This window comes from Listeria sp. LM90SB2, from assembly GCF_028867355.1.
GTDB lineage: Bacteria > Bacillota > Bacilli > Lactobacillales > Listeriaceae > Listeria > Listeria monocytogenes_B.
Window position 1 is genome coordinate 1,255,894 of sequence record NZ_CP046449.1, and the last position, 21,447, is coordinate 1,277,340.

Sequence of the window (21,447 nt, forward strand, 5' to 3'; positions counted from 1 at the left end):
AAAAAGAACTAACAAGGCAGGAGGGAACGAGATTGGGACTAGTCGTATTAAAATTTGGCGGAACATCAGTGAGCACGGTGGATAAAATCGGGAAAACAGCAGATCAAGCCATTTATGAAAAAAAACAAGGAAATAAAGTCATCGTCGTCGTTTCCGCAATGGGGAAATCAACCGACAAATTAGTCGCGATGGCAGAAGAAATTAGCGAGGCACCAGATAAACGCGAAATGGATATGCTTCTTTCTACTGGTGAGCAAATCACAATTGCTTTACTTGCGATGACATTAAAAGAAAAAGGGCACGATGCTATATCCTATACAGGATGGCAAGCGGGAATTGAAACAGAAGCCGTACATAGTAATGCTAGAATTGCCGATATTGATAGCGCTCGTATTGAATCTGCGCTTGATGCGGGACAAATTGTTGTTGTAGCAGGTTTTCAAGGTTTCACGACAGATGGTGAAATTACTACATTAGGACGAGGTGGATCAGACACAACCGCCGTCGCCATCGCTTCTGCTCTAAATGCCGTAAAATGCGCGATTTGTACGGATGTAGTCGGTGTATTTACGACAGATCCACGCTACGTGAAAAAAGCCCAAAAGTTAGAACAAATCACCTATGATGAAATGTTAGAATTAGCTAATCTCGGTGCCGGTGTTTTACATCCACGCTCCGTTGAATATGCCAAAAATTTCCGAATTCCGCTTGAAGTCAGAGCGAGCCACGAACAAGTACCAGGAACAATGATTGAGGAGGATTTAACAATGGAAAATACCAAAGTAGTCCGTGGAATTGCTTTTGAAGACCAAATCACCCGTGTAACTATCCACTGGAAACAAAAAGAAGCAATGCGAGTTTCTAAAGTCTTTACAAAATTAGCAGAAAATAATATTGATGTAGATATTATTATCCAAGGAATTACTGGACTAGGTCACGGTAATCTATCCTTCACTATCAAAACAAGCGCACTCTTAGCCACACTAGCAGTTTTAGAAGAAAGCAAAGAATTACTTCAAATTGAAAAACTAGAATCCGAACAAGATTTAGCGAAGGTGTCCATTGTTGGCTCTGGAATGGTAAGTAATCCAGGTGTAGCTGCACAGATGTTTGAAGCTTTAACAGAAAATAATATTCCAATAAAAATGATTAGCACATCAGAAATCAAAGTTTCCACTGTCGTACCAGCGCGCAAAATGGTCGAAGCAGCCCAAGTTTTACATGACCAATTTGAACTCGATAAATAAAAATAAGCTTGTAGCATCAAAGAGGATTTCTCTTTGTTACTACAAGCTTATTGTTTTAATAGCGTTCTTCGTTATCAATCGTTTCTTTACGATCCCATTTAACGATAATGGTTACTTGTTTTTTACGTTTATCAATTTCATCGTAGCTTTCTGTATACAGCTTCTTCTGTGATTGCAATTGTTCTGCAATAAAGCCAGCTTCTAGTTTAAATGTAGGCTCTTCTTGTGTACGGAAACGAGCAGCAACTGTTTCACCTTCTAAAAGTAAACGCATTTCATCTTTCTTTTCTTTCAAAATGCTAAAATTACCCCAAGAGGCTTCTTCAAAAAATTCTGCTACTTCTTCTAGAGACGCTAGTGGGAATTTACGTGCCAAGTCTTTCCCCGCCCAGTACATAATGTGAGGTGCTTCATCTCCAAGTAGTTCAGGAATTAAATAATCGCGTAGTAAATCTAAACCAAAACTTGGAACGAGAGCTTTTTCCTCGTTTTTATTCTGTTCATTTTCTGTCATTTCGGATACCCCACTTTCATACACCATTATAACCAAAATCACCCTAAAATGGAAAGCACAATAAATAAATTTCCACAAAAAAGCTTTTTTCTCAAAAAAGACTTGCGAAAAAGCTCAAAAAATAAGAAAATGGAAGGTATAGATAAAAAAATTGGAAATTAATAAAGAAATTGAGGCGAGACTGTGAAACAAGCTATTGGCTTTATTGATTCGGGAGTAGGCGGTTTGACAGTAGTGCGAGAAGTGCTAAAACAGCTACCCCATGAACAAGTATATTATTTAGGTGATACCGCACGTTGCCCTTATGGACCACGCGATAAAGAAGAAGTAGCTAAGTTTACTTGGGAAATGACCAATTTTCTAGTAGACCGTGGCATCAAAATGCTCGTTATTGCATGTAATACCGCAACAGCAGCAGCATTATATGATATTCGTGAAAAATTGGATATTCCTGTGATTGGTGTAATCCAACCAGGTTCAAGAGCAGCTCTCAAAGCAACAAGAAACAACAAAATTGGCGTATTAGGAACACTTGGTACAGTCGAAAGCATGGCTTACCCAACAGCGCTCAAAGGACTAAACCGCCGAGTAGAAGTAGATTCACTGGCATGTCCGAAATTTGTATCCGTTGTAGAATCTGGCGAGTATAAAAGCGCCATTGCAAAAAAAGTAGTAGCCGAATCACTCTTACCACTGAAGAGTACCAAGATTGATACGGTGATTTTGGGTTGTACGCATTACCCACTTTTAAAACCAATTATTGAGAATTTTATGGGAGACGGCGTTGCTGTTATTAACTCCGGAGAAGAAACTGCTAGTGAAGTTAGCGCGTTACTGGATTACCATAATTTATTAGATGCTACAGACGAAGAAATTGAGCACCGTTTTTTCACTACGGGCTCGACACAAATTTTCAAAGATATTGCAAAAGACTGGTTAAATATGCCAGATATGACTGTAGAACATATTAAATTAGGAAAATAAGAGGTGCCAATAATGAGAGTTGATGGAAGAGAAAGTAATGCATTACGAAATATTGAAGTAACACCAGATTATTTAATGCATCCAGAAGGTTCTGTGCTAATTGCATCAGGAAATACAAAAGTTATCTGTTCTGCAAGTGTAGAAACAAAAGTGCCACCATTTATGCGAGGAGAAGGCCGCGGCTGGATTTCTGCAGAATACTCGATGTTACCACGAGCAACAAACACCCGAAATATCCGTGAATCTTCAAAAGGTAAAGTTACTGGCAGAACAATGGAAATTCAGCGTTTAATCGGACGTGCGCTCCGTGCTGTTGTTGATTTAGATGCCCTTGGTGAAAGAACAATTTGGCTCGATTGCGACGTTATCCAAGCAGATGGAGGTACTCGTACGGCTTCTATCACCGGCGCATTTATCGCGATGGTCATGGCAATCGCCAAACTAGACGAAGCTGTACCATTTGCTAAATTTCCTGTCAAAGATTTCCTAGCAGCAACTAGCGTAGGTGTTTTAGAAGAGGGTGGAACAGTACTTGACCTTAACTACGTAGAAGACAGCGCAGCGCAAGTAGATATGAATATTATCATGACAGGTAGCGGCGCCTTTGTAGAACTCCAAGGAACTGGCGAAGAAGCTACATTCTCGGAAACAGAACTGGCTGAACTAATTGCCTTAGGTAAAAAAGGAATTAGCGAATTAATCGAAATCCAAAAAGAAACACTCGGAGACAAAGTCACAGCGCGGATTAAAGGAGAATAAAAAATGAGTAAAATTATTATCGCTACCGCAAACAAAGGAAAAGCAAAAGAATTCGAAAAAATCTTTGCGAAATTTAATATCGAAGTAGCAACCCTTGCTGATTTTCCAGAAATTGGTGAAATAGAAGAAACTGGAACAACCTTTGCCGAAAATGCCGCTCTTAAAGCAGAAACGGTCGCTAGCGTGTTAAATCAAACCGTCATTGCTGATGATTCTGGTTTAATCGTAGACGCGCTTGACGGAGCTCCTGGCGTCTATTCCGCACGTTATGCAGGTATCGCTCACGATGATGCCAAAAATAACGAAAAACTACTTAAAAACTTAGAAGGTGTTGAACCGGACAAAAGAACGGCTCGTTTCCACTGTACACTTGCTGTAGCCACACCTTCTGAGAAAACATCTTTTTATACCGGTGAAGTAGAGGGCGTTATCGCAGAACAACTATGCGGCACAAATGGCTTTGGCTATGATCCACTATTTTTCTTACCAGAATTCGGTCTAACAATGGCAGAAATTCCAGCGGAGAAAAAGAATGAAATCAGCCACCGTGCTAATGCCATTAAACAACTAGAAAAAGATTTAGCAGAAGTAGTAGAAAAAGTAACCAAAAAGTGAGAAAATAAGTAACAGTATCACGGGGGAGGAAACAAAATGAAATTATTAGTAGTTAGCGACAGCCACTCAGAACGTGACTGCTTAATCCATCTTAAAGAAAAATACGAAAATACAGTCGATGCGATGATCCATTGTGGGGATTCTGAATTAGAAGCTGACGATCCTGCGATTCAGGGATTTCATACTGTTCGAGGCAACTGTGACTTTGGCGGCGGTTTTCCAAATGATTGGGTGGGAGAAGTAGACGGCTACCGCATTTTCACCACACACGGACATCTCTATAACATCAAAATGACACTCATGAATTTACGATATCGCGCACGTGAATTAAACGCAGATTTTGCCTTTTTTGGTCACTCGCATGAACTAGGAGTAGACATGCTAGACGACACCATCATTTTAAACCCAGGAAGCATTTCCTTACCAAGAGGACGCATCCGTGTCAAAACATACGCTCTTATCGATTCAACACCAGAAGGCATTCAAGTTCGATTCATGGACCGGGACGACAACGAACTAACGGACCTAACCCAAACCTTCCCATTAACGAAGCATAACTAGGTCAAAAGACACCCGAAAAAGAAAAAATGCAATAACTTAAAGAAAACCATTGACAAACAAGCGATTTAAACATAAAATGGTATTTGGCTGTTGAAAAAACAGTGCCATTTGTCCTGATAGCTCAGCTGGATAGAGCAACGGCCTTCTAAGCCGTCGGTCGGGGGTTCGAATCCCTCTCAGGACGTAAATAGCTATATTAAAGAAATCTCTAAAACGTTGAAAAACCTTGATATTAAAGGTTGGATGGATGTTTTAGAGATTTTTTTATATCTTATAATATCTGTTTTATTCCGTATTTTTCATGACATTTGTGACAAAATTTGTGCTATTTCCATCCATTTTTAATGTGAAAAAAGCATCTATTTTAGTTTGATTATGTTGATGCAAATTAGAGCTTAGATTATTATAATATTTTAATGTTATTAATATCAGGTTGACCTCTCCTAAGTGTTAGACATGTTTCACCAGTCTCCATAGGAGTGTGGTAGCTGATTGCACAGTAATTATATACTTTACGTCAATATCAAAAGCAAGTCCAATTAAAATGGATTACCTTGCCCCGTAAATGACAACTTCTGAAAATAGGTAAAAGGAACAAAAGATGATGTAATTAGGGTCTAGTGCATTTGTGGTGAATTTAGGTTTTGATTATAATGAGAATCTCCGTTTAGAGGTTGTTCTTTTGAAAACGATAGAAGCAATTATAGGTATCGACTACCATATATTACTGAAAAAAGAGCTAGATTAAATAAAAAAATAATTCTAACATCATAGGAGGCAATTATGACTTTTTTAAACACCTTAAAATTAAATTTGGAAAATGAAAAAAAGAGAATGTTATCCGATGCTTTTATGAAAAAACAAGAAGGAATCATTGTAAACTATATAGTGACTTGCAGTAAGGATTCTGCTATTGGCATTAGTAAAAAGGCAATTGATATATTATTGATAATCAATGAAAATACATTTCCTGAATGGCCAAATGTAGATAGATGGCTTTCTATTTTGCCAAAATATTTTACGGATTCTTTTTCAAAATCAAAAATATTGCATAGTGAAGATTGGCTATTTGAAGAGTGGTTATACTGGTTTGAACCTGAAAATAGATTTTGGTTTTTAGGAGAATTAGATCCTGTTGATAATGAGCATTTGAAAATAAGCATAGTTGTACAAGAACACCCTTTTCCAGTAGAATCATTAGAAGTTCTACTTATGAAGCTAGGAACAAGCGAATTACATGAAATTGGTATGGAATGAGGTTAAATGTACTTTTAACGGATATATCTTTTACAATAGAGCTGAATTTTGTTAGAGTTTAAAATGAAAAAACAACTAAGTTATAACGAAAGGAGCTAACACTTGATGGAAAATTACGTGTCAATAGTAAAAATCGAAAACAATCTTTCCGTGTGCTTTTACAACAGCTCGGAGAAAGTAGTAGCAATTGCTAAGAAAATGAATGAGATTAACGAAGAAGCTTATATGCATGGTTACAATTGGGAAGCATTTTTCAACTACTATTTACCTAAATATGCTCCAGATGTCTTAGAAGGAATGGGCTCTGATCCGGAAGCGGGAATGTATGTGGCGTATTACACGCTATCACCTGAAACTGAGGCACGAGCAGAAAAACTTGTTCAAGTAATTACGAATCTCATCGAAAATGAAGAACTACTTTATCAAATAATTGAAAATGAAGGCAATAATATTAGTTGGGATAATTAATCCTTTTTCTAAAAAATCCTTATCTATTTATTCGTATAGTATTAGCAAGAGGTGAAGAACCTGTATAATATAATTGACGATATTTTAAAGCATTAGATCCTATTGGCAGATGCTCTTAAAACGTTAAACAGTAAAATAAAAAATCTCTAAAACATTTGAAACCCTTTGTAATTAAAAGGTGAATGTTTTAGAGATTTTTTTATCTTGCATTTCCCATTTTTATTCCGTTGTTTTTGTGGCAAATTTTATTAAAACTAGTTCAAGTAATTACGAATCTCATTGAAAACGAAGAACTACTTTATAAAATAGTCAAAAATTAGGACAAGCAGATTATTGAGATGATTGATCCTTTACTTTAATAATAATTTTTATGTAAACTCATCCCTTATTAGGTGTTCTATTGTATGACTTGAGAGTAGTTTTTTTGAGAATTTCAAGCAATAAATTTAAATATATTAGAGAGTCTAAAATTAGCACTAATCCCTAAAAAGATATGAACGATATGTGAACGATGATACCAAGAAATGAAAAAATTTCTATACTATATTCAAATTGTAAGCTTGGGACTGCTATAATTAGTACTTATTGAGGCGATATAATGCCACATACATTAAATACAGAATAAACTCATTCTTTAAGATAATAATTACATCTAAGGAGACTAATCATGAAAAGAAAGATAAGTTCTATCATTGTAGTCGGGATAATGTTCTTTCAATCATTAACTACGTATCCATTTATCACCGAAGCCAAAGAAAATGAACAAAAAGAAGAAATAAATAAACCCTCAAAAATAACTAAGGGATTAACTAATTCCCTAAAATACACTAAGACAATTCTTGAAACAGGGGACACCTATGATAGTGTATTTCCTGACAGTGCTTTAGCTAAAGTAGTTGCTAAAGAAGCAACGGGGTCAGAGAATACAACTCAGCTAGTAACACAAGCAGACCTGAATAAAATCAAATCTCTCAATGGTTATAATAAAGGAATCAGCGTATTAACAGGAATCGATTTGCTAGTCAATGTGACAAGTATAAGCTTGAATAATAATCAAGTAACAGACATTTCTCCAATAGATCAATTACCTAATTTAGTAAGCCTATCGGTAAAAAACAATCAAATTAGCAGTCTTATCTTAAATGCGCAAAATCAACTCCCGAAACTAACAACCATTGATATTGAAAATAATCCTGATCTTAATACTATCGATATCCAAGATCAACCCCAATTGGTAGATGTAAAGACATCCGGTTATACAGGATTACGCAAGTTAACAACGGTAATTGCCAAAAACAATATCGATATCCAAGATCAACCCCAATTGGTAGATGTAAAGACATCCGGTTATACAGGATTACGCAAGTTAACAACGGTAATTGCCAAAAACAATCCAGAATTAGTCAATTTAGGCCAATACACTATCCGAAATGTCTACTTTAGCCAAGTAGCAAGTTTAACGAAAGTTGAATTAGTCAATCTCCCTAAGGTAAGAAAAGTAAACCTTGAGAGGAACAGTATTAATGAGCTAAAAGTTACTGATTTGGCCATTGAAGATCTGCCATTAGGAGAAAATGAATTAACAGATACTGTATTCGATAACATCCAAAATCTGCCTAATTTAAAAACGTTAGACCTGTCAAAAAACCAACTAGAAGAAGTTGTATTAGACAAAACGGATGTAGAAAATCTACCCAATTTGATGACACTAAATATACAGCAAAATTTGGCTATAAAATTGATAAATGTTCAAGACCAACCCCAATTGGTAGATGTAAAAACTTCTGATTATAAAGAATTATCTGCGTTAACAACAGTAATTGCCAAAAATAATCCAGAATTAGTTAATTTAGGTTATCCCATTATGCAAAATGTTTACTTTAGCCAGGTGGCAAGTTTAACGAAAGTTGAACTTGCTAACCTTCCAAAAGTAAGAGCAGTTCGATTGGAACGTAATAGCATCAATCAGATTGAACTAAATAATTTAGTTTCAGTAAAAGACGTGAATCTAAATACTAACAAAATAACAAATGATAGTATAGAGAAATTTAAAGGCATGCCTATACTAGCAACTTTAAATTTAAACAAAAACCAAATTACCAATATAAATATGCTTGATGATTTCCCACAAATGACTACTTTAAATATTGATTTAAACTCCGTCAGTGTTTTACCAAGTAACCTTAAAACAAAGATGCCAAAACTATCGAGAATTAGTGCATTAAATCAAACAGTTACTTTAGATAAAGCAATTGTAGTGGATGATTCCGATTTAATTATTAATAATGAGATTAGTAATTTTGGAAAGTTAACCGATCCAAGCCCAATATCAAATTTTGGAACTTACGCAAATGAAAAAATAACTTGGTCGTCTGAAAGAATTAAAAATTTAACAGAGGTTAGTTTTAAGTTTTCTGAGCTAATTAATGTGACTGGTATAGATGGAACTTTTTCAGGAAAAGTAACACAACCATTTAAAAAATCAACTACACCAGTAATTAATGCAGATTCCGAAATTCATTATCCGCAAGGGACAAAAAAAACAGAAGCAGAGTTTTTAAAGGATATTCAAGCGCAAACAACGGATGATTTATCCATTAAAAGCGATTTTGAAATAATGGTGAATCTCAAGAAAGTAGGAAAATACACAGTAATATTAAACGTAGAGAATATGGATGGAATTAAAGCTAATCCAAAAGAAGTGACTGTTTATATTGATGCTGTACAAGGTGCAAATATAACTGTGAAATATGAAGACAAATCAGGGAATAAACTTGCAGAAAATAGCATATTAACTGGAAATGTCGGTGAAGAATATAGTTCAAGTGAAAAAGAAATTTTAGGTTATACACTAACTGAAATTCCAACAAATGCACAAGGAGAATTTAGTTTAGAAGAACAGACTGTGACATATATCTATTCGAAAAATCCCGTTCCAGCTAAAGACATCACGGTACAATATACCGATGAAGATGGAATAGAACTAGCACCAACCGAAACATTATCAGGTAATGTTGATGAAAATTATGTTACAACAGCGAAGACTTTTACAAGATACGAATTAATTGAAACTCCGAGCAATGCAGAAGGAAAGTTTAGCGAAAATGCACAAACAGTGACCTATGTGTATCGCGCGATTAAAGCAGATCCAATTTTAGCAAAAGAAGTTACGGTGAACTACCAGGACGAATTAGGAGCTAAAATTAGTGAAACGGAAGTATTAACTGGTGAAATTGGTGAAACATACACAACAGTGGCTAAAACAATAGATGGCTATACCTTAATTAAGAGCCCTATTAACGCTAGCGGGATTTTTAACGAAAATCCTCAAACGGTTACCTATGTGTATCAATTACAAAACAACCCAATAACAGCAAATATCACTGTTAAACACTTGGATGAAAACAACAATGAGCTAGCACCGAGTGAGGTACTAAGTGGAATTGTCGATGAAGCATATACAACTAATCCAAAAGAAATAAAAGACTATTCGCTAGTAAAAGTACCAACTAATGCTAGCGGAAAATTCACGACAGAAGCACAAACGGTGATTTATCACTATAAAAAAAACAGTATACAGACATCATCTTATATTACTGTAAAATATGTAGATGAAACAGGGAAAGAGCTGGCCATAAGCGAGGTATTAAACGGAAACATTAATGATTCCTACGCAACTACAGCTAAGGAAATTAAAGGCTACACGCTAGTGGAAAAGCCCGCTAATGCAACTGGTAAATTTACAGATCAGGATCAAACTATAAAATATGTATATCGTGCTAATACAGATGAAGTAAATCTAGACCCAGATGTACCAGCGAGAAATCCCAATGGAGATATTCAACCAATGAATGGTGCCCAACCACCAATTGAGGTTCCAAAATCCCTGCCTAAAACAGGTAGCCAGCCGGCAAATTTGATCTTTGGATTAGGAGTTTTACTGGTGTTTCTTAGTACCCAATGGCTACATCGAGATAAAAGAAAAAAAGATAAATCTCATAACTGCTGATAACATTTCTTGACAAAACTCTCCTTATCCTAAGGAGAGTTTTTTACTTTACGCTTGAACATTCAAAAACAAGGGTATTAGTTAAGTGTTCTAAAAAAAGCTAATTGAAGGAGGTTTTTTACATGAAAAAAATGCTACCTGAGAGTAAAGTAGAGGCAATTAGAAAAGAAGGATTTTTAAATCGAGCTGTTGAGGCATATCGATTTTTCTATCCAACTGTGTCCAATGTGTCTAATTTTAAAGCATTGAATGACTTAGGGATTACAGAAAATCACGATTTCATTATTCAACTCACAACGCCTGATTTAAATGTATTGACGCAAAACTCAGATACACCATATTGCCTTGGAACGGGAAACACCGAGAATGGTCCAGTTGTTATCGAGTTGCCACAAGGCGCTATCGTTGGTGTGGCTGACGATATTAATTTTAAATTTATTACGAATATGGGATTAACAGGGGACGAGCAAGGGAAAGGCGCGAAATATTTGTACTTACCACCTAATTATGATGGGGATATCCCAGAAGGCTACATAGTACGCAAACCTTCAAGCTATCGTTTCCTCATTTGTTTACGAGCGATGGTTCACCAAGCAAGTGATTATGAAAAAGCATTTGAACTCCTGGAAAAAGTGAAATTCTATCCATTAGAAGAAAAAGATAATAATCCAACCAGTACATTCCATGATTTTTCGCATCGAAAAGCGATTTCGACACCATATTATGTCGAAGGAAAATTTGACTATTGGGAAGTAATTAAATGGGCGCTGGATAATGATGAAACAGATCCAGAATATTACCAAATGTATGGCTTACTAAAAGCAATTGGTTTAGCTCCAAATAAAGAATTTAATCCTGATCCAGATAAAAAAGCTTTATTAATAGAAGCTGCCGAGAAAGCAGACAAAATGATGTTTGTGAATTCCTTTAATACAGATGATCCAGCTGCTATTGTTTGGCCAGGAAAGAACTGGGAATGGGCTGTCTATGGTGAGAATAATGACTTCTATGAAAAAACGTATTTAAATCTTCCGGTAAGAGAGCGTTGGTTCTATCAAGCGACACTCGAAACACATATGATGTTTATGCATAAAGTCGGATTTGGTTCCGTTTATATGCTTGGAGTGAAAGATAAAGAAGGAAACTATCTGGATGGGGGCAAAAGTTATACATTAAAAGTGCCAACACCAGTGCCAACGAGTATTTTCTGGTCGGTAACGGTTTATGAGATGGATACTCGTTCGGAAATTGTCACAGAGCAATTTATGCCTGCGCTTAACTCCATCAAAGATACGTTTGAAGTAGATGCTGACGGTAATACAACACTTTACTTTGGGCCAAATCCTCCAGAAGATGAGTCGCTTCCATGGATTCAAACTGTTCCAGATGCCAATTGGTTCACGTATTTCCGTATTTACGGACCAACCGAACCAGCCTTTGATAGCAGTTGGCAATTAGATGATTTTGAAGAAGTAAAATAAATAAAAAAGCGCAACCTTCACGCAGGGTGCGCTTTTTTTCGATTAATCGTTTAATCCTAATCCATCTAAAATCGTTGCTTCGTATTTTTCAATGCGCGAAACACGCGTTTTTGATTGCTTTGGAGCCGCAAAATAGAGCAAGTAAGCTTTTTGACGACCAGGAGTTAAGGCTTCAAAAGCTGTTTGTAGCGCAGGCATTTCTTCAAATTTAGCGAGTAATTCTTCTGGAATAGGCGTTTCTTCCCTTGGTTTAAGTTCCACTTCTAACCCAGCTTTTTCTACTTCAATTGCATTTTGAATATACGCCTTTAGAAATTCTTTTTGATCAAGAATTTCCTGTAAATTTGTGAAGCGGATTTGTCTGGCAGCTTGCACATTTTCTGTTTGCTGAACTAAAATGTTTTCCGGATCACGGAGTAGTGCGCCTTTCATAAAGAGTAGTGCACAGTAGTTTTTAAAACCATGAATTAAGAAAACGTTGCTGCCATTAATAGCGTAACAAGGTTTCCCCCATTTGAATTCTTCTTCTAGTTCAAACGTGATTGCTATTTCTCTTAATGCTTTGAATTCAGCTTGCCAAGTGGATGGTTTACTTAGAAACGCATCTACTTTAGGATTTAATTCGGTTTTTGCCATAAAGAATTCCTCTTTTCCACACTTTTTCTTTGATACGTGTTATTTTAACTTAATATGAAAGGCCTTGCAAATTTGGTCGGCCTACTAAAAATGGACTTAAAGAAAGAACCTGAGTTTTATCCCAGATTCTCTTAATTTAAGATAAATTAAGCTGCCAACCGACGCCGAATTTATCCGTCACTTGCCCATATTTTTCCGACCAGAATGTTTTGCCAAGTGGCATGACAATATTGCCACCTTCTGCAAGCTGATGGAATTGTTTGGTTAATTTTATTTCGTCAGATGTATCAATTACTAGTGTTATATTATCTCCGAATGTGAGGGGCATAGACTTTGGAACATCCGAAAACATAACCTTTACTCCGTCCATTACTAAACTAGCATTCATCACTAAATCTTTGAGCGAATCTTCTATAGGTTCTTCTCTGGACTCGATTTCCCCATATGTCATCAAATCTGTACACTTTGTTCCAAAAATTTCTTCATAAAACGCGATAGCATCTCTGGATTGTGTTCTAAAATTCAAGTAAACATTCAACGTCATTTGAATTCCTCCTCGATTTTTATTCGCTAAAGTTCTATTCATTTTGGTGTTTTTATTATAGCAGATACTGCGTGAAAGAGGAAAAATTAAGAAGATAAATACTTGACTTGGAGTTACTCCAGGGTGATAAACTAAAGAGAAGATATAGATTCGGAGGAATTTAGATGAAAAAGACATTGTATTTAATGCGCCACGGTCAAACATTATTTAATCAACGTAAAAAAATTCAAGGTTTTTGCGATGCACCACTTACCGATCTCGGGATTAAACAAGCAAAAATCGCTGGTAGTTACTTTAAAGAAAACAATATAACATTCGATCAAGCTTACAGTTCCACATCAGAGCGCGCATCCGACACGTTAGAACTAATTACGGACAAAAGCTATCAACGGTTGAAAGGATTGAAAGAATGGAATTTTGGTACTTTTGAAGGTGAGAGCGAAGACCTGAACCCACCGCTACCTTATGGAGATTTTTTTGCTGCGTATGGGGGAGAGCGAGAAGTGGATTTCAGAGATCGTTTAGTAGCAACAATGGAACGTATCATGAGCCAAGATAATCATGATACTATCCTTGCCGTTTCTCACGGAGCTGCCTGTGCCCAATTTGCCAGATATTGGGAAAAAACAAGCAAAATTGGCAAAGTAACAGGACTGAAAAATTGCTGCATTTTAAAGTTTGAATATGAAAATGGTAGATTTACTTTAGTTAATTTTATTAATCATGATTTTGAGAATGGAACGCATATGGAAAGCGCTAAATAAAAAAGCACTCGTTAATGAGTGCTTTTTCGCTTCATTGAAACAAATTCTTTATTTTATCCAAAAATCCACCAGTTAACTCATTCGCAGTATCTTGCAAGTTTTCCGTAAGTCCACTTGCTTTATCTTGTAGATTTTCTGTTAGGTTCGTCGCTTCATTCTGTAAATTTTCTGTGACATTACTTGCTTGTTCACCAAGCTCAGATGCTTTGTTTGTTGCCTCTTCTGTCAGTGTTCCTAGGTTTTCCAGGGGCAGGGACTCGGTAACTTTATTCTTCAAATCATCTAAATTCATCTTTTCCTCCTTATTTTGGGGGCTTAGAGTTCATTCTAAAGGAAGGAGGGATAAAGTACAAACAATTCGTTCCATCATTTGTGAAAAAATATGGTATGATGATATGAGGAAATGAGGACTGACATGAATAATTTAAAATTAAGTGAAGAAATTAAAAGAGCGATTAATGAACTAGGATATACAGAAGCAACACCCGTTCAAAAAGCGGTAATTCCAGTTGCCTTAACAGGAGAAGATATTGTTGCTAAATCACAAACTGGTAGTGGGAAAACAGCAGCATTTGCTATTCCCATTGCAGAACAGATTGAATGGGAAGAAAATAAGCCACAAGCACTAATCATCGTTCCAACACGAGAACTTGCAATGCAAGTCAAGACAGAATGTACGAATATTGGACGATTTAAACGTGTCAAAGCTGCAGCAATATACGGACAATCACCATTTGCGAAACAAAAATTAGAACTAAGCCAAAAAAATCATATCGTCGTTGGGACGCCTGGTCGCCTGCTGGATCATATTGAAAAAGGATCACTGAATGTCGACAAGGTTGCCCATTTAGTTTTAGATGAAGTAGATGAAATGTTAAGCATGGGATTTATTGATCAAGTCGAAGATATTCTTAGCCGTTTACCAAAACAGCGCCAAAATCTATTTTTCTCAGCAACTATGCCAGAAGAAATGCAAGATTTGATTAAACGCTACCAAGATGATCCAATGGTAATCGAAATGGCATCGGAAAAAACAAACCCTATCTTCCACGTGGAGATGCAAACAGATAATAAAGAAAAAACGCTAAAAGATGTTTTGATTACAGAAAATCCGGATAGCGCAATAATATTTTGCAATACGAAAAATCAAGTCGATGAACTCACCGATTTACTTGATGTAAAAGTTAGTAAAATTCATGGGGGTTTAAGACAAGAAGACCGTTTCCGAGCAATGGATGATTTTAAAAGTGGCAAATCCCGTTTCTTAATTGCGACAGATGTGGCAGGGCGCGGAATAGATGTGGATAATGTATCGTTAGTCATTAACTACGATTTACCAATTGAAAAAGAAAATTATGTACATCGTATCGGTCGTACTGGTCGCGCTGGCAAAAGTGGTAAAGCTATTAGTTTCGTGAAAACAAATGAAAATCCACTTTTGCGTGACATAGAAGAAATGCTCGATGTTACAATCGAAAAAAAACGTAAACCGACAGTGATAGAAGTGAAAGCTAACGAAGAAGCTTTCCGCAAAAAACAACAAAAGCGCCCAACAATCAAAAAAGCTCGTGGGGAAAAATTAAATAAAAACATTATGAAACTGTATTTTAATGGTGGAAAAAAGAAAAAAATTCGTGCAGTAGATTTTGTTGGAACTATTTCTAAATTAGAAGGAATTACGGCCGAAGATATCGGAATTATTACGATTGAAGACCATGTTTCTTTTGTTGAAATTTTAAATGGAAAAGGTCCGGCAGTACTGGAAATGATGCGCTCTCGTAAAGTAAAAGGTAGACGCCTGAAAGTAAACGAGGCCAGAAAACGATAAATTAAAGAAAAGAAGGTCCAAACAATGGAAAGGCCAGATAATCAACTTATTTTAATGGTGTTAGAAGTTGTTAAAAATCCACTTTACAATATAAAATCACTAACAATTAATTTTCTGCAAGGTGACATCGTTGGGAATTCAACAAGAAATGAGTTGTTATACTGCACTTACTGGCTTGAATTTCATGGCTTTATTCTTCGTGACGAAAAAGGGGATAACCAAAAATACTATAGCATGACCAAACAAGGAGATTTTCTACTTCAAAAAATTAAGAATGAACTTTCTTAGTTTGTTCATACTTTTTTAACATTTATTCGTTATATTAAGAGTAACCTTTTTTTCAATGAAATATCTCACCTGGCAGCATCCGTCTCCCAATAAAAACGCGGATGCTGCTCTTTTTGTGCCTGAAATTATGATATACTGAATAAAAAACTTGGAAAATAGGTGGAAATATGTATAAATATACCCTTTGTTTTATCCAAAGAGCCGATGAAATTCTATTGTTAAATAGACAAAAATCCCCATGGATGGGAAGTTGGAATGGTGTTGGTGGCAAAATTGAGCAAGGGGAAACACTTCTTGAATCGGTCCAACGGGAAATCACAGAAGAGACCGGAATTTCCTCAAATGACTACGAAATTCGTGATATCGGTGAAATGAAATGGTTTGTGGATGGCGAAAATCTGGGAGGTATGCATTTATTTCTGGCCAATCTTCCGGATAATTATGTATATCCAACGCCTCGTGCAACCGATGAAGGAATACTTGATTTTAAAAAAAGAAAATGGATACTTAATCCGGAAAATACAGGTGTAGTGAACAATTTACCTTATATAATCAAACATGCTCCAGTGTTCCCGGCTAGAATAGAAGTTTCAACAAAATATCATGAGAACACATTATTGCATATTAATCATCAATCTTTATAAAAAAAGCATTGCGATTATTCGCAATGCTTCCATACTATCATGATGTCGTGAAATAACTTGCTTCCCAGCGACTTATTAAATTTTGAGCATCATTAGTGGATAACTTTTTATGACCGATTACTTGCTCTTTGGCAATTTCGAGACTCTCAAAATGATCAATTAATCGTTGTGAAGGATTATTAATGTAGACATCGTTTAGTAGAATAGATTGGTTGTTCTCCTTTTCTATACTTCTAACTCCTACGATATAACCCGCTGCTGTAATGAGTAATAATTTATTCATACTTCTTCACTCCCTTTTAGTTGTTCCTGTGCACCACTAGACACTTTTTTTCTGGATAAAAACATATAGATGAATACGCAAATAAATGCGATAGCACCGGCAATAATGTAAATACCTTGGAATGAAAGCACATGATGAATTTCACCCATAATATAAGGCCCAATACCAAGTCCTAAATCAAGCCCGATAAAGTAGGTAGATAGGCCAATCCCAATACGGTGAGGTTCACATACTTTTAAACAGACAGCTTGGCCATTCGACATAAACGTTCCATAACCTAAGCCGATGAGTCCGCCTGAAATAAGTAGCACGAGACTTGATGTTGCTGTACTAAGGACCACTAATCCAACTGCTAAAAAGAGATAACTCGGATACATCACATATTTTTCGCCTTTTGCATCGAAAAGTTTTCCAGACATTGGGCGAGTTAGGGTAATAACTAATGCATAGACAACAAAGAAGAACGTTCCAGCACTCACTAAATTGATTTCTCTAGCATAGGAAGCAAGGAATGTAAGTACACTCGAATAAGAAATCCCCATTAAGAAGGCAATAAATGTTATTGGAATAACTTTATATTCAATAAAACTTTTGACGGTCCAAGTTTGTAAGGCCTTCCGGTGTTCGGTTGTTAAAACAATATTTTTCACGGGTAAATAGAAGCAAAGTAGCGCAGTTAATAAGACAATAACCGTGGAGAAAATAATAATCGTATAAAAGCTCGTTTTGCTAAGTAAAATCATTCCGATGAACGGTCCAATCGCAGCTGCGAGACTTGTGCTGAGGCCATAATAATTAATCCCTTCTCCGTTTCTAGAATTAGGAATATAAGCTGTGACAATCGCATTGGTAGCTGTTGAAGTTGTTCCGTATGCGAATCCATTTAAAAAACGAATAATAAACATAATGGCAATCGTTGGCATGTATAAGTAAGCCATCGTCGTTACTAAGAAAAATAAAATCCCAAATCTTAAAACCCGCTTACGACCAAATAGTTCCAGCTTTTTCCCCATGTAAAGTCGTGCGAGGAGCGTCCCGATAATATAAATCCCAGACGCAAATCCGGCTTCACCAAGAGACGCGTTCAACTCTTCTTGAGCAATAACGGCAATAATAACCATTAGCAAATAATAAACGAGATAAACGACAAAGTTAATCAATGTTATTAAGACAAAACCCTTGTTAAATAATTTTTCTTTCATAGAATAAAATCCCTTCCTACCTATAATTTGTAATTTATCTCAGCGACAAGGAGTATTATAGGGGATATTCGGAGAGGATACTTTTTAATTTGGTAATTATTTATGATATATACAAATTTGTATAACATATGTTGAAAAAATAGGGAATAGTATTTTGTATGATTAATATGCTTTAACTGGAATGACAAAAAGGAGGTTAAGAACATGAAGCAAAATATTCTTAATAATTATGTGAGCACAAATGATTTTCCAGTTATTACAAGGGGAAAACGTAAATATTTAACTTACGAAGGACTTGAAGATTCATATGTGTACATACTTAAAAAAGGGATTATTAAAACGAGTATTATTTCAAGGGATGGCAGGGAATTTAATTTAAACTACATTAATAAAATGGACATTATCTCACTTTTAAAAGATGAGTATTCGCAGTTTGCCAATGCGCCGTTTAACATTCGTGTGGAGTCAGACACAGCAGAACTATATCAAGTTGACCGGGTAAGGTTTTGGAAAGACGTGAATCGTGATGTGGATTTGCAAATTTATGTGAAAGATTATTACCGTACGAGGCTGCTACAATCCATAAAAAAAATGCAGCAAATGCTAATGAATGGGAAACTTGGAGCGATTTGTACGCAACTCTATGAACTTTATACGCTTTTTGGAGTGGAAATTGCGCCTGATCAGTATTTGATTGATTTTCTAGTAAGTAATGAAGAAATTGGTCATTTTTGCGGGATTAACTCCGCAAGCAGTGTGAACCGGATTTTCCAACAACTCAAAAAAGAAGGCGTCATTACGATGCAAAACCGCTATATTATTATTAAAAAATTAGATGTTATTCAAGAAAACGTTATTTTTTAACAGTAGAAAAGCACTGCAATCAATATTTGCAGTGCTTTTCTATCCTCTTTTTTTAAATGAATATCGAATCCTAAGTGTGATGAGCCCGATGATGATTAATAAACTACCAACCATCAAATTCTCTAAGTCGCTAAAATCCCCAAAAATAGAGATTCCGATATTAGATAGTCCTAGAAAAACAAAAACCAAGCCAACAACAAGTAAAACCAAATAAGCCGGTTTAGAAATTTTCATAAGGACGCCTCACTTACATTAAAAATAATTTCCACATTATTGTAACATAAGTTGAGAGAAACGACATCACTCACTTGTTATTTGTTTTGTAAAGCCTTCCCCCACAACACTTTGTACATCATTAATAATAAAGAATGCTTTCTCATCATATTTGTTGACGATTTTGGTGAGCGGCAGTAATTGATCACGACTTATTACGATATAAAGAATTTTTTTATCTTGACGCATATAGAAACCTTGACCGTTGAAAAGGGTAATACCACGCTCTAAATTCGCATCAATTTCAGTTGCAATTTCTTCATAATAATCCGATATAATCGTGACAGATTTTTTAGGATTGTAACCTTCAAGAATGAAATCAAGTACTTTGGTTGAAATATAAAGCGAAACGATGGTAAATAGCATGTTTTCAAAACCGATTACAAAAACAGAAGGAATAACAACAAGTAAATCAAAGAATAGCAACGCATAACTCGTATTCCAACCAAGATATTTATTAGCAATTTTCGCTAAAATAGCGCTACCAGCAGTAGTTCCGCCACCATTCATAATTAGTCCCATACCAATTCCCATCATTAATCCCGCAAAAATGGCTGCGACAATCGTTTGATTTGCCACGAAAGCAAGCGGCTCAGAAAAATGTAAAAAGATCGAAGTGAAACTAATAGCAACAATTGTCCAGACAATCGTCATTCGATCAAGAAACTTGTAACCAATAATAAGTAAAATACCATTAAATATAAAAGTAGTGACTGCTGGAGTCCAACCAAGCAAGTAATAAAGCATCATTGTTAGCCCAGTAACGCCGCCTTCTCCTAAATTATTCGGGATAGCAAAAACGTTGACAGCTAGCGAGAAAATAAGCGCCCCCACGATAATTTTTGCGATGTTCCAACCAGTTTTATTTTTGTTCATCTCCATTTCTCCTTTCCATGCAAAAAAAGACCCAAGAATACCACTAAACAGGCACTCTGGAGTCTTTTTATAAAAAAAGCATTAACTGACATCTTTGTCATTAATTGTCTCACCATAAAAAATTGCTATTCATTTCAACACAATTTACAATATACCATAAAAAATAAGCACCTTCAAGCCTTTTTAAGTATAAATAATTAGCCGAAAATCGCTAAAAATGGCATTAAATTAAGTAGAAATAAACCTACAAGAACACTAATAACAATTTTGATGACAAGTGGTTTTTCACTTTCTGTTTTTTTCAATTTGTTTTCCTCCTTAATGTGCGCTTATTTAGCCCAATGTACAAATTCATTTTTTAATGGCATATAAGTGGCTGTTTTTTTCTTATAGATTTGGTAAGCAAGTATAAATCCGAGAAACGCAGGAACGATAATTGCAAAAATAGTTAAAATAACTTTAGTCATAGAAAATACCTCCTCTTAAATCAAAACACATGTTCAGACCTTACTACTAATAGTGTACCAAATTTCACGTGATTTTGGTAATAAAGCGAGCTAGCAAATTTCGGTTACAATTATGGGTAAATGTGCTACAATAGCCTTGGGTGAGTAAATTTGAATAAAAAAAATAAGTTTTTTGACATTTATTTAGAATTAGAGCAAGACATTACATCAGGCGTTTATCCAGCAGGCACACTACTTCCAAGTGAAAATGTCCTGGCGAAGCGTTTTTCGGTATCCCGTGAGACCATTAGAAAAGCACTTGTATTATTGCTTGAAAACGGCTGTATTCAAAAGCTCCAAGGAAAAGGATCGATTGTCATTGACCGAGAACGCTATTCTTTTCCAGTCTCTGGTTTAACTAGTTTTAAGGAATTACAAAAATCCGAACATATGAATGCGACAACGGAAGTCATCCGAAATGAACGAACCACTTTACCAGATCGAATTGCTGATTTTGCTGGTCTTCCGCACGGCTCAAACTGCTTAGCTATCCTCAGAGTGCGCTATTTAGAAGGAGAGGCAACTATTTTGGATTACGATTATTTATTAGACAAAACTGAACCAATTGCGAATGAGATTTTAGAAGACTCTTTGTATCAATACTTAGAAAATGAGAAAGGCTATGAAATCAGTTATGCTCAAAAAGAAATAACCGTGGAACCGCTGAACGCCGAAGATAAAAAATACTTAGCATTACATGGTGATACGCATGTAGTTGTCGTAAAAAGTACCGTGTTTTTAAAAGATACAACACTTTTTCAATACACAGAATCGCGTCACCGACTGGATAAATTCCGTTTTATAGATTTTGCAAGAAGACGCTAAAAAGCCTGAGAATTTTTTC

The 21,447-nt window shown here is 35.8% G+C and carries 24 protein-coding genes and 1 tRNA gene; 16 read left to right on the plus strand and 9 right to left on the minus strand.

Features of this window, described 5'->3' with window-relative positions; all coding sequences use genetic code 11:
* Nucleotides 1-32: 32 nt before the first annotated feature.
* Nucleotides 33-1,247, plus strand: coding sequence for an aspartate kinase (locus tag GL301_RS06260; RefSeq protein WP_003726934.1), 1,215 nt, complete (start codon nucleotides 33-35; stop codon nucleotides 1,245-1,247).
* A 55-nt stretch (nucleotides 1,248-1,302) separates the two neighbouring features.
* Here GL301_RS06260 and GL301_RS06265 read toward each other — a convergent pair whose 3' ends face one another.
* Nucleotides 1,303-1,797, minus strand: a complete 495-nt coding sequence (locus tag GL301_RS06265; RefSeq protein WP_012681265.1) for a YslB family protein — start codon at nucleotides 1,795-1,797, stop codon at nucleotides 1,303-1,305.
* Nucleotides 1,798-1,944: 147 nt separating this feature from the next.
* Between GL301_RS06265 and racE the strand changes: the two genes are divergently transcribed.
* The 9 genes from racE (at nucleotide 1,945) to GL301_RS06310 (ending at nucleotide 11,895) form a co-directional block, all read left to right on the plus strand.
* Nucleotides 1,945-2,745 carry a glutamate racemase gene (gene racE / locus GL301_RS06270; protein WP_003723856.1) on the plus strand — a complete coding sequence of 267 codons (801 nt, stop codon included), beginning with the start codon at nucleotides 1,945-1,947 and terminating at the stop codon, nucleotides 2,743-2,745.
* Between the two features lie 12 nt (nucleotides 2,746-2,757).
* The gene (gene rph / locus GL301_RS06275; RefSeq protein WP_003726032.1) at nucleotides 2,758-3,504 is read left to right on the plus strand and encodes a ribonuclease PH; all 747 of its coding nucleotides are present in this window, start codon (nucleotides 2,758-2,760) and stop codon (nucleotides 3,502-3,504) included.
* 3 nt (nucleotides 3,505-3,507) lie between these two features.
* Nucleotides 3,508-4,119, plus strand: a complete 612-nt coding sequence (locus GL301_RS06280) for an XTP/dITP diphosphatase (RefSeq protein ID WP_003726033.1) — start codon at nucleotides 3,508-3,510, stop codon at nucleotides 4,117-4,119.
* A 36-nt stretch (nucleotides 4,120-4,155) separates the two neighbouring features.
* Nucleotides 4,156-4,680: a metallophosphoesterase gene (locus GL301_RS06285; protein WP_003726034.1), complete on the plus strand. Its 525-nt coding sequence runs from the start codon at nucleotides 4,156-4,158 to the stop codon at nucleotides 4,678-4,680.
* A 110-nt stretch (nucleotides 4,681-4,790) separates the two neighbouring features.
* Nucleotides 4,791-4,864, plus strand: a tRNA-Arg gene (locus tag GL301_RS06290).
* A 599-nt stretch (nucleotides 4,865-5,463) separates the two neighbouring features.
* Nucleotides 5,464-5,937, plus strand: a complete 474-nt coding sequence (locus tag GL301_RS06295) for a hypothetical protein (RefSeq protein ID WP_003726037.1) — start codon at nucleotides 5,464-5,466, stop codon at nucleotides 5,935-5,937.
* Nucleotides 5,938-6,042: 105 nt separating this feature from the next.
* Entirely contained in the window at nucleotides 6,043-6,405 is a 363-nt protein-coding gene (locus GL301_RS06300; protein WP_003726038.1) for an Imm51 family immunity protein, read from the plus strand.
* Between the two features lie 667 nt (nucleotides 6,406-7,072).
* Nucleotides 7,073-10,414 carry a MucBP domain-containing protein gene (locus GL301_RS06305; RefSeq protein WP_274758855.1) on the plus strand — a complete coding sequence of 1,114 codons (3,342 nt, stop codon included), beginning with the start codon at nucleotides 7,073-7,075 and terminating at the stop codon, nucleotides 10,412-10,414.
* 122 nt (nucleotides 10,415-10,536) lie between these two features.
* Entirely contained in the window at nucleotides 10,537-11,895 is a 1,359-nt protein-coding gene (locus GL301_RS06310; protein WP_117383300.1) for a DUF1254 domain-containing protein, read from the plus strand.
* A gap of 42 nt (nucleotides 11,896-11,937) precedes the next feature.
* On the opposite strand, the gene GL301_RS06315 is transcribed toward GL301_RS06310, so the two are convergent.
* Both GL301_RS06315 and GL301_RS06320 read right to left on the minus strand, forming a co-directional pair.
* Entirely contained in the window at nucleotides 11,938-12,531 is a 594-nt protein-coding gene (locus GL301_RS06315; RefSeq protein ID WP_003726043.1) for a YdeI/OmpD-associated family protein, read from the minus strand.
* Between the two features lie 136 nt (nucleotides 12,532-12,667).
* On the minus strand, nucleotides 12,668-13,075 hold the full coding sequence (locus GL301_RS06320; RefSeq protein WP_003726044.1) for a VOC family protein: 408 nt from the start codon (nucleotides 13,073-13,075) through the stop codon (nucleotides 12,668-12,670).
* Nucleotides 13,076-13,239: 164 nt separating this feature from the next.
* Between GL301_RS06320 and GL301_RS06325 the strand changes: the two genes are divergently transcribed.
* Entirely contained in the window at nucleotides 13,240-13,839 is a 600-nt protein-coding gene (locus GL301_RS06325) for a histidine phosphatase family protein (RefSeq protein ID WP_003731295.1), read from the plus strand.
* A 31-nt stretch (nucleotides 13,840-13,870) separates the two neighbouring features.
* Here the strand turns inward: GL301_RS06325 and GL301_RS06330 are convergent, their stop codons facing one another.
* Nucleotides 13,871-14,131: a hypothetical protein gene (locus GL301_RS06330; protein ID WP_003723543.1), complete on the minus strand. Its 261-nt coding sequence runs from the start codon at nucleotides 14,129-14,131 to the stop codon at nucleotides 13,871-13,873.
* A gap of 123 nt (nucleotides 14,132-14,254) precedes the next feature.
* Between GL301_RS06330 and dbpA the strand changes: the two genes are divergently transcribed.
* The 3 genes from dbpA to GL301_RS06345 all read left to right on the plus strand — a co-directional run bounded on the left by dbpA (nucleotide 14,255) and on the right by GL301_RS06345 (nucleotide 16,599).
* Nucleotides 14,255-15,667, plus strand: coding sequence for an ATP-dependent RNA helicase DbpA (gene dbpA, locus GL301_RS06335; protein WP_003726047.1), 1,413 nt, complete (start codon nucleotides 14,255-14,257; stop codon nucleotides 15,665-15,667).
* 24 nt (nucleotides 15,668-15,691) lie between these two features.
* Nucleotides 15,692-15,955, plus strand: a complete 264-nt coding sequence (locus GL301_RS06340) for a DUF3116 family protein (RefSeq protein ID WP_003726048.1) — start codon at nucleotides 15,692-15,694, stop codon at nucleotides 15,953-15,955.
* Nucleotides 15,956-16,122: 167 nt separating this feature from the next.
* Nucleotides 16,123-16,599 (plus strand): NUDIX hydrolase, encoded by a 477-nt coding sequence (locus GL301_RS06345; protein ID WP_003726049.1) that lies wholly within the window; start codon nucleotides 16,123-16,125, stop codon nucleotides 16,597-16,599.
* Nucleotides 16,600-16,636: 37 nt separating this feature from the next.
* Here GL301_RS06345 and GL301_RS06350 read toward each other — a convergent pair whose 3' ends face one another.
* Both GL301_RS06350 and GL301_RS06355 read right to left on the minus strand, forming a co-directional pair.
* Nucleotides 16,637-16,882, minus strand: coding sequence for a hypothetical protein (locus GL301_RS06350; RefSeq protein WP_003726050.1), 246 nt, complete (start codon nucleotides 16,880-16,882; stop codon nucleotides 16,637-16,639).
* A complete protein-coding gene (locus GL301_RS06355; RefSeq protein WP_003726051.1) occupies nucleotides 16,879-18,084 on the minus strand; it encodes an MFS transporter in 1,206 nt (401 codons plus the stop codon). The genes GL301_RS06350 and GL301_RS06355 overlap by 4 nt, the downstream gene beginning before the upstream one ends.
* A 204-nt stretch (nucleotides 18,085-18,288) precedes the next feature.
* Here GL301_RS06355 and GL301_RS06360 point away from each other — a divergent pair, with 204 nt between their 5' ends.
* Nucleotides 18,289-18,948 (plus strand): Crp/Fnr family transcriptional regulator, encoded by a 660-nt coding sequence (locus GL301_RS06360; protein WP_003726052.1) that lies wholly within the window; start codon nucleotides 18,289-18,291, stop codon nucleotides 18,946-18,948.
* Between the two features lie 39 nt (nucleotides 18,949-18,987).
* On the opposite strand, the gene GL301_RS06365 is transcribed toward GL301_RS06360, so the two are convergent.
* The 3 genes from GL301_RS06365 to GL301_RS06375 form a co-directional block, all read right to left on the minus strand.
* Nucleotides 18,988-19,182, minus strand: a complete 195-nt coding sequence (locus tag GL301_RS06365; protein ID WP_117383302.1) for a hypothetical protein — start codon at nucleotides 19,180-19,182, stop codon at nucleotides 18,988-18,990.
* A gap of 66 nt (nucleotides 19,183-19,248) precedes the next feature.
* A complete protein-coding gene (locus GL301_RS06370) occupies nucleotides 19,249-20,097 on the minus strand; it encodes a YitT family protein (protein ID WP_003726054.1) in 849 nt (282 codons plus the stop codon).
* 329 nt (nucleotides 20,098-20,426) lie between these two features.
* Nucleotides 20,427-20,564 (minus strand): hypothetical protein, encoded by a 138-nt coding sequence (locus GL301_RS06375; protein ID WP_003723553.1) that lies wholly within the window; start codon nucleotides 20,562-20,564, stop codon nucleotides 20,427-20,429.
* Between the two features lie 150 nt (nucleotides 20,565-20,714).
* On the opposite strand from GL301_RS06375, the gene treR reads away from it, so the two are divergent.
* Nucleotides 20,715-21,428 (plus strand): trehalose operon repressor, encoded by a 714-nt coding sequence (gene treR / locus GL301_RS06380; protein WP_003726055.1) that lies wholly within the window; start codon nucleotides 20,715-20,717, stop codon nucleotides 21,426-21,428.
* Nucleotides 21,429-21,447: the final 19 nt, after the last annotated feature.